At 66.3% G+C, this 16,892-nt stretch carries 15 protein-coding genes; 2 read left to right on the top strand and 13 right to left on the bottom strand.

Translation table 11 applies throughout. From position 1 onward, the window contains the following. Positions 1–235 precede the first annotated feature (235 nt). From C7G42_RS25945 to flgB, 8 genes are all read right to left on the bottom strand, one after another. The gene (locus C7G42_RS25945) at positions 236–1,246 is read right to left on the bottom strand and encodes a Tim44 domain-containing protein (RefSeq protein WP_106951783.1); all 1,011 of its coding nucleotides are present in this window, start codon (positions 1,244–1,246) and stop codon (positions 236–238) included. Between the two features lie 216 nt (positions 1,247–1,462). Then, positions 1,463–4,042, bottom strand: coding sequence for a cell cycle histidine kinase CckA (cckA, locus tag C7G42_RS25940; protein WP_106951782.1), 2,580 nt, complete (start codon positions 4,040–4,042; stop codon positions 1,463–1,465). A gap of 156 nt (positions 4,043–4,198) precedes the next feature. Beyond that, entirely contained in the window at positions 4,199–5,278 is a 1,080-nt protein-coding gene (gene flhB / locus C7G42_RS25935; protein WP_106951781.1) for a flagellar biosynthesis protein FlhB, read from the bottom strand. Positions 5,279–5,288: 10 nt separating this feature from the next. After that, complete coding sequence (gene fliR, locus C7G42_RS25930) at positions 5,289–6,059, bottom strand: flagellar biosynthetic protein FliR (RefSeq protein ID WP_106951780.1); 771 nt, start codon at positions 6,057–6,059, stop codon at positions 5,289–5,291. 17 nt (positions 6,060–6,076) lie between these two features. Further along, complete coding sequence (gene fliQ / locus C7G42_RS25925) at positions 6,077–6,340, bottom strand: flagellar biosynthesis protein FliQ (RefSeq protein WP_018321865.1); 264 nt, start codon at positions 6,338–6,340, stop codon at positions 6,077–6,079. A gap of 155 nt (positions 6,341–6,495) precedes the next feature. Continuing rightward, the gene (gene fliE / locus C7G42_RS25920) at positions 6,496–6,810 is read right to left on the bottom strand and encodes a flagellar hook-basal body complex protein FliE (RefSeq protein ID WP_106951779.1); all 315 of its coding nucleotides are present in this window, start codon (positions 6,808–6,810) and stop codon (positions 6,496–6,498) included. Positions 6,811–6,826: 16 nt separating this feature from the next. Then, on the bottom strand, positions 6,827–7,252 hold the full coding sequence (gene flgC / locus C7G42_RS25915) for a flagellar basal body rod protein FlgC (protein WP_091965448.1): 426 nt from the start codon (positions 7,250–7,252) through the stop codon (positions 6,827–6,829). A gap of 18 nt (positions 7,253–7,270) precedes the next feature. Next, a complete protein-coding gene (gene flgB / locus C7G42_RS25910; protein ID WP_106951778.1) occupies positions 7,271–7,675 on the bottom strand; it encodes a flagellar basal body rod protein FlgB in 405 nt (134 codons plus the stop codon). A 354-nt stretch (positions 7,676–8,029) separates the two neighbouring features. Here flgB and C7G42_RS25905 point away from each other — a divergent pair, with 354 nt between their 5' ends. Next, the gene (locus C7G42_RS25905) at positions 8,030–9,001 is read left to right on the top strand and encodes a flagellar biosynthetic protein FliO (RefSeq protein WP_106951777.1); all 972 of its coding nucleotides are present in this window, start codon (positions 8,030–8,032) and stop codon (positions 8,999–9,001) included. After that, positions 8,998–9,756: a flagellar type III secretion system pore protein FliP gene (fliP, locus tag C7G42_RS25900; RefSeq protein ID WP_094895712.1), complete on the top strand. Its 759-nt coding sequence runs from the start codon at positions 8,998–9,000 to the stop codon at positions 9,754–9,756. Before C7G42_RS25905 ends, fliP begins: the two co-directional genes overlap by 4 nt. A 190-nt stretch (positions 9,757–9,946) precedes the next feature. On the opposite strand, the gene C7G42_RS25895 is transcribed toward fliP, so the two are convergent. From C7G42_RS25895 to fliL, 5 genes are all read right to left on the bottom strand, one after another. After that, on the bottom strand, positions 9,947–13,699 hold the full coding sequence (locus C7G42_RS25895; RefSeq protein ID WP_199581147.1) for a tetratricopeptide repeat protein: 3,753 nt from the start codon (positions 13,697–13,699) through the stop codon (positions 9,947–9,949). A 104-nt stretch (positions 13,700–13,803) separates the two neighbouring features. After that, a complete protein-coding gene (locus tag C7G42_RS25890) occupies positions 13,804–14,568 on the bottom strand; it encodes a MotE family protein (protein ID WP_106951775.1) in 765 nt (254 codons plus the stop codon). A 9-nt stretch (positions 14,569–14,577) separates the two neighbouring features. Next, positions 14,578–15,024: a DUF6468 domain-containing protein gene (locus C7G42_RS25885; RefSeq protein ID WP_106951774.1), complete on the bottom strand. Its 447-nt coding sequence runs from the start codon at positions 15,022–15,024 to the stop codon at positions 14,578–14,580. After that, positions 15,021–16,223 carry a flagellar motor switch protein FliM gene (fliM, locus tag C7G42_RS25880; RefSeq protein WP_094972332.1) on the bottom strand — a complete coding sequence of 401 codons (1,203 nt, stop codon included), beginning with the start codon at positions 16,221–16,223 and terminating at the stop codon, positions 15,021–15,023. Before fliM ends, C7G42_RS25885 begins: the two co-directional genes overlap by 4 nt. Before the next feature lie 29 nt (positions 16,224–16,252). Continuing rightward, a complete protein-coding gene (fliL, locus tag C7G42_RS25875) occupies positions 16,253–16,753 on the bottom strand; it encodes a flagellar basal body-associated protein FliL (RefSeq protein WP_106951773.1) in 501 nt (166 codons plus the stop codon). Positions 16,754–16,892 lie beyond the last annotated feature (139 nt).

Here is a 16,892-nt window from a genome sequence, read left to right as displayed (position 1 = left end):
GTTGGATGGTGAATCCAATGTAGCACGCGCTCCAAGGTTTCGTCAGCGTGGGACGGAACAGCGGAGCCACACACTCGTCATTGCGAGCGCAGCGAAACAATCCAGAATCCCGCAGTGAAAAGACCCTGGATTGCTTCGATACGCTGGCAATGACGGGCGGAGAGAGCTGATAACCCTTCAACGAAAAAGGGCGCCGTGCCGGAGCACGACGCCCTTGTCTTCAATCTGCTTGCGATCAGTTGGTCTGCTGGATCGCCGACAATTCCCAGCCGCTGCCGGGCCGGCGCGCGAAGGTCCAGACTTCGGTGACTTCGCCCGGCTGTTCGCTGCCGGCGACGACCGTGCCGCTGTTGCGGTCGAGCGTCTTGTCGGTGAGCGCGAAGCGCAGCGCCACCGTGGCGTAGTCGGTCTCGCCTTCGCGCCAGGCTTCCGCGAGGTCGCCCTGCAGCAGCTTGACGTCGGTCACCTTGTTGACGACGTTGCGCGCGCGGTTCTGGGCGAGGTCCTGCTCGAAGTAGGAGACCATCTCCGGCGTCGCGAGCGTGTGCAGCTTGGCCACGTCTTCGTTCGACCAGGCGGTCTGGACATCACCGAGCAGGCGCTCGAACGCCTCGTAATCGTCCGGCTTGATCTCGAGCGGCGCGTTGTTGGCGTTCGCGCCGAAGCCGAAGCCACCAAGACCACCACCGAGTCCGCCGCGCTGGTTCGGCTGCGGTCCGGGAGCTGCGCCCGCATCGGCATTGGCATAGGCCGCCTGCGGCGTGTGACGGCGCTGCCACCAGGACATCGCCAGCCGCACCACCAGCACCACGAGCGCGATCTGGATGATCAGGCCGATGATCGAGGACAGGCCGCCGAGGCCGCCGAACAGGCCGCCGCCGAACAGCATGCCGAGCAGGCCGGCACCAAGGAAGCCGGCCGCAAGGCCGCCCATGAAGCCGCCGGCGCGACCGCCAAACAGACCACCGCGCGCGGGCGCGGCAGCAGCCGAGTTCATGCCTGCACCCGGCTGGGTGTAGGTGCGGTTGAACTGCGAGGCCGAGCCCGGCGCCGTGGAGGTCGAGGGCGGCGCCGAAAAGGTGCGCGAGCCGCGCGAGCCCGACGAGCCGCCGCCGCCGACACGTGCGTCGGCGGACGAGATCGCCAGGGCGGTCGGCAGCGCAAGCGCCAGCACGACAGCGATCGTCTTGAAGAGACTGCGGGAGCGTAGCGAGAAATTCATGTTCGTTTCCCAAATCCCCGGCATGGGGACGTGCTCCTAAGATGGGCAGACTTGCCGAAAAGTGAAGACGCTTTCGGAACTTGCGACTGCGGCCCTCAGTCGCGGGGATGTGGCAAAAGCCCATATTTGGCGGGGGCTTGACCGAATGCGCGGGGGAACCGTGGTCGCGGGATACCAGCGGCGTGAGGAAGCGAACTCCGCGTTTCCTTCGTCAATGACGGCAGAAAGGAGCGCCCTCGCTCACCCCTGCTTCGCCATCGTCTCCTTCACCGCCGCCACCAGCTGGCTGAGCGTGAACGGCTTCGGCAGGAAGTCGAACTGCTGTCCCTCGGGCAGGCTCTTTTCGAAGGCGTCCTCGGCATAGCCGGAGACGAAGATGAATTTGATGTCGGGCTTCTTCTCCCGCATCGCCTTCAAAAGCGTCGGGCCATCCATCTCGGGCATGACGACGTCGGAGACGACGAGGTCGATCGCGCCGCTCTGCTCCTCCAGCACTTCCATGGCATCGACGCCGTTCTCGGCCTCGACCACGGTGTAGCCGCGCGAGCGCAATCCGCGTGCGTTCAGTGCGCGCAGGCCCTCTTCGTCCTCGACCAGCAGGATGGTGCCCTGCCCCGTCAGATCGGTGCGCGGCTTGGCCTCGGCCGCCGCGGCGTCCTTCCCGGCGCCGTTGGTCGCGCTGACGGCAGCCGCCGGCTGCTCGACCTGCGCTTCCGGCTCGGCATGGTGACGCGGCAGGAAGATGTGGAACGAGGTGCCCTGTCCCGGCGTGGAATCGACGTAGATGAAGCCGCCGGTCTGCTTGACGATGCCGTAGACGGTGGAAAGCCCGAGGCCGGTGCCCTTGCCGACTTCCTTGGTCGAGAAGAACGGCTCGAAAATCTTGTCGCGGATGTCGGCGGGAATGCCGGTGCCGGTGTCGGCGACCTCGATGCGGACGTAATCCGCGGCCGGCATGCCCTTGTAGGCGAGCTTGGCCGCTTCCTCCGCGGTGACGTTGGCGGTGCGGATGATCAGCTTGCCGCCGTCGGGCATGGCGTCGCGCGCGTTCACCGCGAGATTGACGATCACCTGCTCGAACTGGGAGACGTCGACCTTGACCGGCCAGAGATCGCGGCCGTGGATGGTCTCGTGCTTGACCTTCTCGCCGATCAGGCGGCGCAGCAGCATGGCGAGATCGGACAACGCATCGCCGAGATCGAGCACCTGCGGCCGCAGCGTCTGCCGCCGCGAGAACGCCAGCAGCTGCCGCACCAGCGTGGCGGCCCGCGTGGCGTTCTGCTTGATCTGCATGATGTCCTGGAACGACGGATCGGTCGGCTTGTGCGCGTTCAGCAGGAAGTCGTTCGCCATCATGATGGCGGAGAGCACGTTGTTGAAGTCGTGGGCGATGCCGCCGGCTAGCTGGCCGACCGTTTCCATCTTCTGCGACTGGTTGATCTGGTTCTCCAGCGCGCGCCGCTCGGTGGTCTCGAGCATGTGCACGATGGCGGCTTCCGCCTCGTTCTCGGCCGCATCCACCGGCGTGACGAAGAACTGGCCCCAGCGCTCCCTCGGCCCTTCCAGCGCCACTTCCACCGGCGCGACGTCGGCCTGGCCATCGGCGGCCTGGTTGATGGCCGCGATCAAAAGGTGACGGTCGCGCGAATTCACCGCGCGGAAGATCGACTTGGAGGAGCTGTCGAGCCCGAGCGCCTGCCCGAGCTTGGCATAGCGCGCGTTGGCGCGCACCACGTTGCCGGCGCGGTCCACGGTCGCGATCGCCATCGGCGTATGGTCGAAGAAGCGCATGAAGCGGACTTCGGCGGCGCGATCAGGATCGCTGCGCTCGTCGCGGGCGCGGCTGATCACGAGCGTGCGCGACGGGCCCGGCGCGCCGTCGGCGCCAAAGGCGAGCTTGTGATAGAGCCGCACCGGCATGGTCTTGCCGGTGCGCATGCGCAGGTCGATGTCGAAGACCTCGGTCTTCACCTCGCCCGGGACCGCCACGATCGAGGTCAGCAACGAGGCGCCGTCGCCGGAGACGATGTCGGTCAGCTTGAGGCCGCCCGAGCCGATCTCGGCGAGGTCGTAGTCGAGCCAGTTCGCCAACGTCGCGTTGACGTAAGCGAGCTCCCCGGCCGGATTGACCGAGAAGAACCCGCACGGCGCGTGGTCGAGATATTCGATGGCGTGCTGGAGCTCCTGGAATACGTCCTCCTGGCGCTCGCGGTCGCGGGTGATGTCGGCGATCGACCACACCGCGTATTTCGCCTCGCGCTTGCCGGTGCCGAGCGGGCGCACCCGCATGCGCAGCCAGCGGCCCTGGCTGCCGTCCTGGCCGGAGATCCGGACCTCTTCCTGCTGTCGCTTGCCCTCGCGCGCGGCCTTGAGCAGGCGGAACACGGCCTCCGAAACGTCGGGGTTGCCGATGAAGACACGCTCGACCGGGCGCACGTCCTGCGGACCGCTGGCGCCGGTGAGCGTCAGATAGGCGGCGTTGGAATAGACCACGTGGCCCCGCGGATCGGTCACGGCGAGGCCATCGAACCCGTGATCGGCGATACGGCCCACGACCGGATCATCGAGGCTGCGGTCGGCGAAGCGGATGATCCCGGCGGCGAAAGCGAACAGGTTGAACAGGCCGACCATCGCCAGCACGGCAAGGATGCCGAGGATATAGGGCTGCGCCTGCACGCGCCCGAGCGTCATCAACCCGACGGCGACGGCGACGAGGCCGGCGGCCACCAGCAGCACCAGCGCAATGCTACCCGAGCGCGGCGACGGCTCGTGCGTCGCAACGGGCTCGCGGGTGAGGTCGTGGTCGGACTCGGCGGTCATTCTCGAGCTGGCGCAGCCTGTCGACAGAGAATCAACGCGCGACAGCGCGCGTGGGGTCCTCCCTGCCTGAATCGGACCCTGAGGTGCAAGGGCCGCGGGGGCGAAAGGTACGCTGATTCCCAGATTACGGCCATTTCCGGTACTTTTCGGGTGTTTTTATCCTCGCCCGGCGCTGAAGCCACGCTTCAGCCGCATGATGTAGCCGATGACTTCGGCGACCGCATGGTAGTGCTCGGCCGGGATTTCCTGGTCGATCTCGACGGTGGCGTAGAGCGCGCGGGCGAGCGGCACGTTCTCCACGATCGGGATGTCGTGCGCGCGCGCGATCTCCCGAATCTTGAAGGCGAGATTGTCGACGCCCTTGGCGACGCAGATCGGGGCCGTCATGCCGCGCTCGTAGGACAGCGCCACCGAATAGTGGGTCGGGTTGGTGATGATCACCGCAGCCTTGGGAACCGCCGCCATCATGCGCTTCCTGGAGCGTTGCTGGCGCAACTGCCGGAGCTTGCCCTTGATGTGCGGATCGCCTTCGGACTGCTTGAACTCTTCCTTGATCTCCTGAAGCGACATCTTCTGCCGCTGGAACCAGCTGCGGTACTGGAAGAAATAATCGGCAATGGCGATGATCGCGAGCGCCGCGACCACCGCTCCGAGCAGATGGATCGTCATGCTGGTGCTGGCGCCGAGCATGGCGGCCGGATCGAGCCTGACCATCGCCTCCATGCGATGCCGCTCCGGCCACAGGATCATTGTCATGACCACGCTGAGCGCGACCAGCTTGCCGATGCCCTTGAGAAAATTGGCCGCCGCCTGCTTGCCGAAGATGCGCTTGAAGCCGGCGCCGGGCGAGATCTTGCTGAATTTCGGCGTCAGGGATTCGGCCGACCAGACCAGGCGGTGCTGCAGCATGTTGCCGGCAATCGCCGCCAGCATCAGCATCATCAGCGGCACGCCGATCGCCGCAAGAATGGCGAATTCGATCTGCTGCATCAGCGCGATCAGGGCCTTGCCGTCGGTCTTGATCATCCAGGAATTGGCGAGCAGGCCCCGCATCGGCGCCAGCAGCCCGCTGCCCACCGAGCCCGAGAAGGTGGAGACAACGAGCGTGCCGCCCGCCATCATGAACCAGGTGTTGATCTCCTGGCTCTTGGCGACGTCGCCGCGTTCGAGCGCGTCGTCCAGACGCTTTTGCGTCGGGTCTTCTGTTTGACTCTCCGGGTCCTTGTCTTCTGACATCGATCGACCGTTACCTCAGCGGCATCAACTGGTGCATGACACCGATGAAGTAATCCAGATACGTCCCCATCATCGCCGACAGCACCACGGCGAGCACCAGGAAGCCCGCGAAGATCGAGAGCGGCACGCCGACGAAATAGACCTGCATCTGCGGCATCAGCCGCGCCAGCACACCAAGGCCGATGTTGAAGACCAGGCCGAAGACCAGAAACGGTCCGGAGAGTTGCAGGCCGAGGCGAAACGCGGCGGCAAAGGCGCGCGTCGCGAGCGAGGCCACATCGCCGCTCGACACGGTCTCGCCCGGCGAGAAGATCGTGTAGCTGTCGTTCAGCGCCGCGATCACCAGATGATGGCTGTCGGTGGCGAACAGCAGCGTCACCCCGAGCATGGTCAGGAAGTTGCCGACCAGCACGCCCTGCTGGCCCTGCGTCGGATCGACCGAGGTGACGAAACCGAGCCCCATCTGCTGCGCGATCACCGATCCCGCGACCTGGAGCGCCGACAGCGTCACGCGCGCAGTGGCGCCCAGCACGATGCCGATCGCGATCTCGTGCAGCATCAGGACCAGGAGCGGCGCGAGCGAGCCCATGTCGACATGGTAGGCGTCGCGATGCAGCGGCAGGATGATCAGAGTCAGCAGCAGCGCGATCGACAGCTTGATCCGCGTCGGAATGTTGGTCTCGCCCAGCCCCGGCAACAGCATCACCATCGCGCCGACCCGGGCGAAGGCGAGCATGAAGGAGGCGGCGAGCGCCGGCAGCAGCGAGACGTCGATGCGCATAATTGACGCATCCTGCCTCAGCCGCCGATGATTCGCGACGAGATCCGCAGCATGTGGGCATGGAGCGCGTCGGCCATGAACGGCAGCGCCAGCAGCATCGTGGCAAAGATGGCGAGGATCTTCGGCACGTAGATCAGCGTCTGTTCCTGGATCTGCGTCAGCGCCTGGAACAGCGACACGATGACGCCGACCACCAGACCGACCACCATCAGGGGGGAGGACACGATCACGATCGTCCAGATCGCATCGCGCGCGACGTCGAGGGTTTCGGGGCCGGTCATTTCGCAGTTCCTTTATTCAAATCTCATCCCCACCGCTTGAGGACGACCACACGAACCCCTCCCCGTCATTGCGAGCGAAGCGAAGCAATCCAGACTGCCACCGCGGAGAGATTCTGGATTGCTTCGCTTCGCTCGCAATGACGACGGAGCAGAAATCAGATCGGCATCTTCATGATGTCTTCGTACGCCGCGATCACACGGTCGCGGACCGAGACCAGGGTGGACACCGCGACGTCGGTGTCCGCCACCGCCGTCACCACGTCCATCACGTTGGCCTTGCCGGCGGCCATCGCCACCGTCTGCGCGTCCGACTTGCGGCCGGACTCCATGACGCTGCCGACGGCGTCCTTCAGCATCGAGGCAAAGGATTGCCCGCCGGCCTCGGTGGCTTTGCCCGCACCGCCGCCGCTGTTCTCCAGCACCCGGGCGAGGTTGGCATAAGCATTGGCTGCGATTGTCGGTGATGCCATGGCTCAATTGTCCTGTTCAGCTCTTGAGGATGTCGAGCGTGCGCTGGATCATCCGGCGCGTCGCACTGATGATGTTGAGGTTGGCCTCGTAAGACCGCTGCGCGTCGCGCATGTCGGTCATCTCGACCACCGAGTTCACGTTGGGATATTTGACGTTGCCGCTGGCGTCCGCGACCGGATTGCTCGGCTCGTATTTGACGCGGAAGTTCGACTGGTCGGGCTTGATCTTGCCGAGCGTGACGACCTGCGCGTCGAGCGTGCGGTCGAGCGCGGAGGAGAAGGTCGGAACCTTGCGCCGGTAGGGATCGCCGCCTGATGTCTGCGAGGTCGAATCCGCGTTCGCGATGTTTTCCGAGATCACCCGCATGCGGCCGGCTTGCGCCCGCAGACCGGAGGTCGCGATCGCCATCGAGCGGGCAAAGTCGCTGCTGTCATTCGCCATGATGCGCCTCCTCTAGCTCTAGCCCTTGCCGATCGCGGTCTTGAGCAGATGCAGGCTCTTCGAATAGAGCGAGGTCGCCGCCGCGTAGTCCATCTGGTTGCTGGCCGCCTTCATCATCTCCTCTTCGAGATTGACGGCGTTGCCCGCGGGGCGGGTCTCGAAGCCCGCGTTCCTGTTCTGGTCGAATCCGGACGCCGCCCCCGACGGCGTCATGTGAGAGCCGCTGGTGCGGGTCATTGCCAGGGGGCCCATCGAGCCGGTGACAGCTCCGGCCTTGTCGAGCTTGGGCTCGACGAGGTCGCGCGGCCGGAATTTGGGCGTGTCGGAATTGGAGACGTTCTCGGACAGGACGCGCTGGCGCTCCTGGTGCCACTGCATCTTGGTGCGAAGCGCCGATAGCACCGGGAGGTCGTTGATGGACATCGTCGCGGCTCCTTCCGCCGTCTTGCGAACCTTGGGTCCGCCGCTAGGCAGAATTTGCCGCGTGTATGGTTAACAGCTGGTTAAGACCGCCCTCGAGGCGTGTCCCCGGGCGGGACACCATTTTGTGCTCCCGTGATTCTACGTCTCCAAAACCGGCATTAACCCAACCATTTGGCGGCCCGTGCACAGGCCAAGAAGTCGTTTTGGATCGAGCGATTCATGGGTTATTAAGAGTTGGGGACGGCAAAACTTGCCGTGGGACGTTAAGAAATCGCAGGTTTGGGGCATCGTTAAACCAGTGGTTGGCGCGTCCAACCATCGGCACGAGAACAGCGCCATTTGTCGGGGACAAGTATGCAAGGCAGCCCTATCACCTTCATCGTGGCGTTCATCGTCGTCCTGGCGTTGATCGGCGTCGCTGCTTGGCTGGTTCGCCGATTCGCCGGCAGCCGGGTCGGCGCCAACACCCAGCGCGGCAGGATGCCCCGGCTCGCGGTGATCGACGCTGCCGCGGTCGACGGTCGGCGCCGCCTGGTGCTGGTCCGGCGTGACAATGTCGAGCATCTCCTGATGATCGGCGGGCCGACCGATATCGTCGTCGAGCCCAACATCGTTCGCGCCGCGCCCGGCCGCGACCAGCTTCCGCAGCGTCCGAACGCCGCGGAACCGCCGCGGCTCGCGCCCATGCCGGATACCAGCGGCTGGGCCGACGAAGCGCCGCGACCGGAACTGCTCGATCATCCCGAGCCGCAAATGCCCGAGCCGCCGCCGCGGCCCGCGCGCCCGTCTTTTGCCGACGAGGTGCGCCGGCCCGCTCCCGCGCTGGCCGAACGCCGCAGCGATCCCCTCGCCGGCTTCACGGCCGAGCCGATCGCGCCACGCCCCGAGCGTGAACCGCGGCCCGAGCCGCTGCCGCCGCGCGTTCCGCGCAGCGAGCCGCCACTGATGCCGCGGCCGCCGCGCCAGAGCGAGCCGCCGAAGATGCCGCCGGTGCGGGCCGAGCGCGTCGCCGCCCCCCCGCCGCCTCCGCCGGTGCCGCAGGCTCCGCCCGTTCCGCCGCCGGCTTCCGCCGCAGCCCCTTCCAGTGCCGAGCAGAATCTGGCCGAGATGGCGCAGCGGCTGGAGGCCGCGCTACGTCGTCCGACCGGCGAGACGGTCGCGCCTCCGGTTGCGCCGGAGCCGCCTGCTGCTTCCCCGCGCGCCGCACGCAGCGAGCCGCCGGCACCACCGGCCCCGCCGGCAAAGCCGGCCGCGGAAAAGACCAGCTTTGAAAACCTCGAAGACGAGATGGCCTCGCTGCTCGGCCGTCCGAAGCCGTCTTCGTGAGGCTGCCGTCCCTTCCGCGTAGAGTTGTTTTCCTTTCTGTTCTGATCGGCGCGGCATCGGCAGCGATGCCGGCGCATGCGCAGGACATCAGCATCAATCTCGGCGGCGGCGCTGGCGGCGGCGGCGTCACCGAGCGCGCGATCCAGCTGATCGCGTTGCTCACCGTGCTGTCGATCGCGCCGTCGATCCTGATCATGATGACGTCGTTCACGCGCATCGTGGTCGTGCTGTCGCTGCTGCGCACCGCGATGGGCACGGCGACCGCGCCGCCGAACTCGGTGATCATCGCGCTGGCGATGTTCCTCACCTTCTTCGTGATGGGGCCGGTGCTGCAAAAATCCTACGACGACGGCATCCGCCCGCTCGTCGCCAACCAGATCGGCGTCGAGGACGCGCTGCAGCGCGCCTCCGTTCCGTTGCGCGGCTTCATGCAGAAGAACGTGCGCGAGAAGGACCTCAAGCTGTTCCTGGATCTCTCCGGCGAGCCGCCGCCGGCCACGCCCGACGAGCTGGCACTGCGCATCCTCGTCCCCGCCTTCATGATCTCCGAGCTGAAGCGCGCCTTCGAGATCGGCTTCCTGCTGTTCCTGCCCTTCCTGATCATCGACCTCGTCGTTGCCTCGGTGCTGATGTCGATGGGCATGATGATGCTGCCGCCGGCCACGATCTCGCTGCCGTTCAAGTTGATCTTCTTCGTGCTGGTCGACGGCTGGTCGCTGGTGGCGGGAAGCCTGGTGCAGAGTTACGGAGGGTAGCGAGCCCCTGGTGACGCCCGCGTCCCCTCTGCTCCCGCAATAGCCCCCGCCCCGTCACCGTCATTGCGAGGAGCACTTGCGACGAAGCAATCCAGAATCCCTCAGCGGAGAAATTCTGGATTGCTTCGCTGCGCTCGCAATGACGAAGTTGTAGCGCTATCACGGGCCGCGCTTCGTGCGGCAGCAGAGGCTACCGCGTCATCTTGATCTGCCGCACGACCGGGATCGTCGGCAGCGAGCCGGTGTGGTCTTCTTCCTTGGCCTGCGGCGCGCGGGCGGTGGCGTCGGGGAAGCGCTGCTTCATCTCGCGCAGGAAGCCGTCGAGCGTATCGACGCTGGCGGCGAGCTTGGCGATCTCGGCGAATTCGGCGCTGGAGGCCGCGGCCGGCTTGCTGGCGATGTCGAAGGCGAGACGGTCGGCGCTCTCGCTCATCAGCGGCGCGTATTTCTCGCGGAAGCGCGACAGGCCGATCGAGTCGTCGGCGAGCGCATAGCCGACGGCTGCGCGGATGACGTCGCTCTTCTCCACCGAATTGAGCGGCTTGAAGTCGCGGAAGCGCTCGCCGTAATAGAGCTCGATCTGCTCGGCGGACTCGCGCCAGCGCCGTGCCGCCCAGAAGATGTCGGAGCGCAGCCGCAGCACTTCGCGCCCCGAGACGTTGGAGACGATGTCGAGTGCGAGATCGTGACGGCCGACGTCGCTCTGCGCGCGCGCTTCGAGCAGCAGGCGCTGCTGCCTGAGCTCGCCGGAGAGATCGCTGATGCGGCTCGCGCGCAGCGCCGTGATCGCCTTGTCCGGCTTGCGGTTGGCGAGATAGATCATGGACAGGCGTGCGGCGACCTGGGCGCGGGCGGCGCCTTCGAGCCGGTGGTCGACCTGATATTGCAGCAGCTCGGCCGCCTGGTCGAGCAGGTCGATCGAGGCAAGACGGTCGGCGAGACGGCGGATCAGCTCGTCGCCGCGCCTGCCGATCGGCGTCAACTCGCGAAACTCGTAGAACAGCCCGAGCGCCTCGACCTCGGGCAGCTCGTCACCCTTCGGCCCCAGGAAGATCTGCGTAAACAGGTCCGAGGCGAGATCCTGCGCCTGACGCGAGGCGTCCGCGTTCGGCTGCAACCTGGTCGCGGTGCGCGCCGCGGTGAGCGCGTCGCGGTAGCGCCCGCCCTCGGCGTACATCTTCGACAGGATCTGCAGCGTCTTGACCTCGATCGAGTCGCCGCGCCAGGTCATGGACAGGGTCTCGAGCTCGCGCAGCGCCTCGTCCTTGCCGATCTCGTCTCGCTTCTGCCGCAGCGCGATCTCGAGCTGCTTGGCCTCGGCCGCAGCCGGCCGATCAGCCGAGGCAGCCGCGAACCTGTAATCGTCGAGCGCGTCCTTGTCGTGGCCGAGCGCCTCGGCGAGCCGGCCGCGCAGCACGGCAAAGCCGGGCGCCGCCTCCGGCGAGACGCCGACGACCTCGAGCTCGCTGCGGCGCTTGGAGGCGCCGGCATAGTCCTTCACCTCGAGCGAGGCGCGCATCGCGTCCATCGTCACGATGCGCTGGATGTCGAGCGGCAGCGAGGCGATCGCGAATTCGACGTTCTTGAACTTCTCGCGCGCGTCAGCCCATTTGCCCTGGCGCGCATAGGCGAGCGCCTTCCAGAGCTGGGAATCGTGGCTGTTGCCGATCACGGGATTGGCGAGGTCCTTCAGGCCCTGCGCCGGGCGGCCGATCAGGATGCTGGCGATCGCATGCATGATCAGCGCGCCGCTCTCCTCCTTGTTGAGCGGATCGCTCAGCATCAGGTCGGTGACGGCCTTGGCTTCGTGATACATCGCGCGGGACATGTAGAATTGCGCGAGATCGAGCCGCGGCAGTGAGCGCAGCGCCGGCTCGACGACCGAGATCGCCGCGATCAGCTCGCTCTGGCGCGCCACGAAGTTCTCCGACTGGCCCTTGCGCCAGCCTTCGGGGCTGAACACCGGACGCACCGCGGTCGGCGCCCGCTCGGCCGAGATGTCGACCGGCGACAACGTCAGTCCGCCCTTCTTGCCGAGAATCACCTTGTCGGCACCGACCTCGACGCCGACCTCGTCGGAATTCGGCCGGATCGCAATGCCGTGCGCGGATTCCAGCAGCGAGAGATCGACGAGATCCTGCCGCTTGATGAAGCCGCGCACCGGCCGCTGCGCGGTGACGACAAAGAGCGTGTCGCCGGCATCGGGGTCGGTGAGCTTGTGCAGCTGGCCCGGATTGGCGAAGGGGATAGCGATGTTGGCGAGCGCGGGGTCGGTGATGTTGCGCGACATCATCAGCGGCAGCGGCGTCGTCTGGATCTTGTCGGCGAGCGTCAGGAGCCAGTTGGTCTCCTTGCCGACCTCCTCGCTCGCCAGTGAATAGACCAGCGGGCGGGTGAGACGGATGCGCACCGCCTGGCCCTTGTCGAGCGGAATGCGACCGACCTCGCCGATCATCACACCGCCCTTGCTGCGGATCGCCTCGAGGTCGATCGGCTTCGGCGTATCGAACACCAGCCAAACCGTGTCGCCGCGGCGGAAAGCCGCCGCCGGCGTTGCGACCGGAATCGGGAACGTCACGCGCAAGCCGTCGCTGTCGCGGCGCGCATCGACGCTGGCGACGGTGGGCAGCGGCGCGGCCGGCGCCTCGGCGGACGCAGTCTTGACGGCGTCCTTGACCGGCTCCTTCGCGGCCTCTTTCGGCGCCTCCGCAGGCGCCGGCTTGGCGGGCGCAGCTTCGGCCACCGGTGAGGGCTTCGCAGCTTCCTTCAAAATGTCCTTCGGAGCTTCCTTCAGGGCTTCCTTGGACGCTTCCTTGGGCGCTTCGGGAGCGGGCGCGGCCTCGGTCGCGGGAGCCGGCGCCGGTTTCGGCGCTTCTGCTGGCGGCATCGCGGCGGGCGCGTCCGGCTTCAGCTCGGGCTTGACGTCGATCTTGGCTTCGCGCGCGATGCTCTCGGAGGTCGGCGGCGCGATCTCGCCGTGGACGTCCTTATGGGCGTCCTTCGGCTTCTGGGCCGCTTGCTTGTCCGGCGCCGGCGCCGGTCCGCGACCGGCAGGCTTCATCTGCGCGATCGCCGCCTCGGGCGTCGCGGCGGTCTTGCCCTTGTCGGGCTGGAAGGAGACGTCGACGACGTAGTTCTTCTCGTCGCGGAACGAATGCACATCGGAATCGCCGATCAGCGCGATCTCGACATTGGTCTGGTCGATGTCGGCCTTCTGCTTGATCGAGGCGACGTTCGGCGGCGCTGCGACGACCGCGTCGGCCAGATCGAAATTGAGGTTGGCGTTGAAAGCGAGCGTGAGCTTCTGCTCGTTGAGCACGGAGGACACGCCGACGCCGTCGGGCATCTCGAACACGAAGCGCACGAAGGTCGGCTGCACCGAAGCGCGCACGCGGATCTGCGGACGCTTCTTGGTCTCCGCCGCGGAGCGCTGGGCGCGCAGCGCGCGTTCGGCCGCGCGAGCGCGCTCGGCGAGTTCCTTGACGACGTCCATCGGCAGGCTCGGCGGCGGTCCCTTCCAGCCCTCCGGCAGGAGGTCGACGAAGGTGCGCTCGCCGGCATTCATGGTGTTGACGGTGACGCGGCGCGCCAGCGACAGGCGGATGGCGCCGCCATCGGGGTCGCGGCGCGCGGAGTTGACGTAATCGGGCGCGCCTTCCGGAACGCGGTCGACGGGAACGTCGACCGGCCGGTCGAAGCGGATGATGAGGATGGAGCCCGCGGTCGTCACCTCGGAGGGAATGTCCTCGCCGAGCTTGATGACGAGACGGGCAAAGCCGCCGCCGGCCGAAAAGCTCGCCTCGCCCCTGACGGGATCGGCCGCCCGGGCCGGAGTACCGACGCCGACCAGCAGGCAGACCACCAGCACGCGGACATGCCGCGACAGCCCCGGCGCCAGAGCGCGGGCTCGCGACCACAATCCATCGGCAGCCTCTCGCGCCATTGGCGGCATGTCTTCCGTTTCGACGGGTCCACGGCGGCACTGGTGCCGGCCCCTGCCCCCGAGTCTAAGGTTTTGCCAATTAAGGACTTCTTAAGTATGAGCCCTCAATTCGGCTTTTGCGTCGGCTTGCCGTCGATCTTCGGCAGCTCGCCGGCCGAGGCCGACTGATCGCCGCCGCCATTGGCACGGCGGGCCATCTCGACCGTCAGCTTCTCGGCGGCCTCCGGCGACATCAGTCCCATGATGTCCGACATCTTCCGTGGCGCGATCGCCGAGGCGATCTCGATCAGCACGCCCATCTCCAGCCGGTCGAACACCCGCGCGGCGTCCTTGGGCTTCATGCCCTCGTACATGGTCACGAGGCCCTTCATGCGCTGGGCTTCGGCGGCCTTCTGGTCGGCCTGCGTCGCGGAGATGCGGGTTTCCACCGCCTTCATCTCCTCGACCTTGCCTTCGATGCGCTTCTCGGCCGACTTCAACAGGCTCTCGCGGATGTCGATCTCGCGTTGGCGGGCCTCGATCTCTTGGCGGCGCGCCTGCAACCGTTCGAGGATCGCGCGCTCGGAGGCCGAGATCTGCGGCTGGGCTTCGTCGATCTTGACCACGGTGCCTTCCGGCTTGGTCTCGGGCGCGGCCGGCTTGGGCGCCTCCTTCGGCGCGCCATGGGTCGAGCCGGTGATGATCTCCGGCTCCTCGCGGCCGGTCGGGAAGTTCAGATTTTCCTCCGCCCACGACTTCTTGGTCTGGTTCGGTTTGTAGTCGAAGACGTAGCCGCCATTGATCACGAGGCCCGCCACCTTCAGCGTGGCGAGGCCTGCGATGGCGACCAGGACGACCGGGATGACGCGGATGTTACGAAAGGACTTCATACCCTGACTTTATGCCGCAAGGCCGTTGGATCGTCTTCGTTCGGAGAAGGCTTCGGCCGCAGCCGCCACCGCCTTCGCCGACGAGGGCTTGGCTGCGGGCGCGGCGGCCGTTTCGGGATTGGTCATGGGACGCGCGGCGATCGCGATCTTGGACAACCGCCGCACCACGTTGTCGGCTTCGCCGAGCTGTTTGTAGAGCTGGTCCGACATCTGCGTCGCCGCTGCGAGCTGGCTGCCGAGGTTCTCGTTGACGTCGCGCACGGCGAGCTTCAGCCCGCCGATCGCGCGCTCGGCGATCTCGGTCGCGGTGATCAGCTCGCCGATCACCGCCTTCAGCGAATGCTCGTCCGCCTTCAGCCGCGTCAGCCGCTTGTTGAGCATGACGCAGTAGAAGATCGTCAGCATCAGCAGGATAGCCACCAGCGTCTCGATCGCCATTCCCAGGGAGTGGTTCATGGGGCCTCCATCATCTTGTTCTGCTCGTCCACCTTCTCGAACATCGCAAGTGTCGTACTTGGCTTGCGCAAGGGTTTCGTCACCCGGATCGCGACGCGGTCGCCGACCCGGCCCATCCGCCCCTCGGTGAGCGTGACGTCGCCGCAGCGCACGGTGACGTTGGCGTCGGCGCGCATGTCCAGCGGCAGCGTGTCGCCGACCTTGAGCCGCATCAGCTGCTTGAGCGGAATCTCGGCCTCGTAGAGCACGGCATCGACGGCGATCTCCGCCTGCACGATCTCGGTTGCGAAATGGCCTTCCCAGACCGGATCGCGGCCGAATTTTTCGCCCATGAACATCTGGAGCAGGACGCCCCGGATCGGTTCGATGGTCGCATAAGGCAGCAGCAGCTCGATGTTGCCGCCGCGGTCTTCCATGTCGATGCGCAGGCGCACCAGGATCGCGGCATTCGCGGGACGGCTGATCGCGGCGAAACGCGGATTGGTCTCGAGCCGGTCGATCGTGAAGGTCACCGGCGACAGCGGCCGGAACGCCTGCTCGGCGTCGGCCATGACCACCTCGACCAGCCGCTTGACCAGCTCGGTCTCGATCGTGGTGTAGGGCCGCCCCTCGATACGGAGCTGGCTGGTGCCGCGGCGGCCGCCGAGCAGCACGTCGATCATCGAGTAGATCAGGCTGGAATCGACCACCGCCATGCCGAAATTGTCCCACTCTTCGGCCTTGAAGACGGTGAGGACGGCGGGCAGCGGGATCGAGTTCATGTAATCGCCGAAGCGCACCGAGGTGATGCGGTCGAGCGAGACTTCGACGTTGTCGGAAGTGAAATTGCGCAAGCTCGTCGTCAGCAACCGCACCAGGCGGTCGAAGACGATTTCGAGCATCGGCAGACGCTCGTAGGAGACCATCGCCGAATCGATGATGGCGCGAATGCCGGAATGGTCGTCGAGGGTGACGTCGCCGACGGCGAAGCCGAGGAGGTTGTCGATCTCCTCCTGCGACAGCACCCGCTCGCCGGAGTTCTTGCCGGTGCCGAGATCGCGGCTGCCGTCCTCGACCATCGCCGCCCATTGCAGGGCCATGGTCTCGGAGAGTTCGTTTTCGGCGGCAGCCTTGGCGGCCTCCGCGGGATCCTCGGAATCGAGCGATGCCTCCCATTGGGCGGCAATCGCATCCTGGTCCATTTGTTCGTTGCCGGCCATGACGCTAGCCCGTTACCTTCCGCAAGCCGTCACTGGATCACGACTTCCTTGAACAGCACCGCGCTGACCTGGACCGGGGCGACCGCCGCGTTGACACGCTTGGTCAACTCCTCCTTGAGGCGGAAGATGCCGGCGGAGCCGTTGAGGTCGGAGGGGCGCAGTTCGCGCACATAGGTCTGGAAGATATCGGTGACGCGCGGCATCGTCGGCTTGATCACCTCGATCTGCTTCTCTTCCTTCAGCTCCAGCACGATCTTCAGCCGCAGATATTGCACGCGCTCGCCGGGCGCGCCGGCGAGATTGACCATGATGTCGGGAACGTCGACGAAGGACGGCGGCTTCGGCGGAGGTGCTGCCTCGGCATGATGCTCGTCGTCGCCGTGACGAAAGAAGAAGAACCAGGTCGCAGCACCGCCGCCGAGCACGGCGAGCAGGCCGACAACCATGATGATGAGCTTCAGCTTGTTCTTCGGCGGAGCGGCTTCCGCGCCTTCGGCGGCCGCGCCGCCTTCCGCTTCATTCTCTGCCATGGCCGCGCCCGGATCTCTCAAAGGGGTCGAAAGAGCGAAGCCATAAGACAAGAACGCGATACAAATGCCCCGGCGCGATGCGCTCCTCTTCATGCAAACGCTACGGTAATAATGGTTAACGGAACCTTTCGATCTGGCA

It is taken from the genome of Bradyrhizobium sp. MOS003 (genome assembly GCF_003020125.1).
In the GTDB taxonomy this organism is placed as follows: domain Bacteria; phylum Pseudomonadota; class Alphaproteobacteria; order Rhizobiales; family Xanthobacteraceae; genus Bradyrhizobium.
The sequence above is the reverse complement of the archived record's forward strand: the minus strand, read 5'-3'. Positions and strand labels throughout refer to the sequence as shown.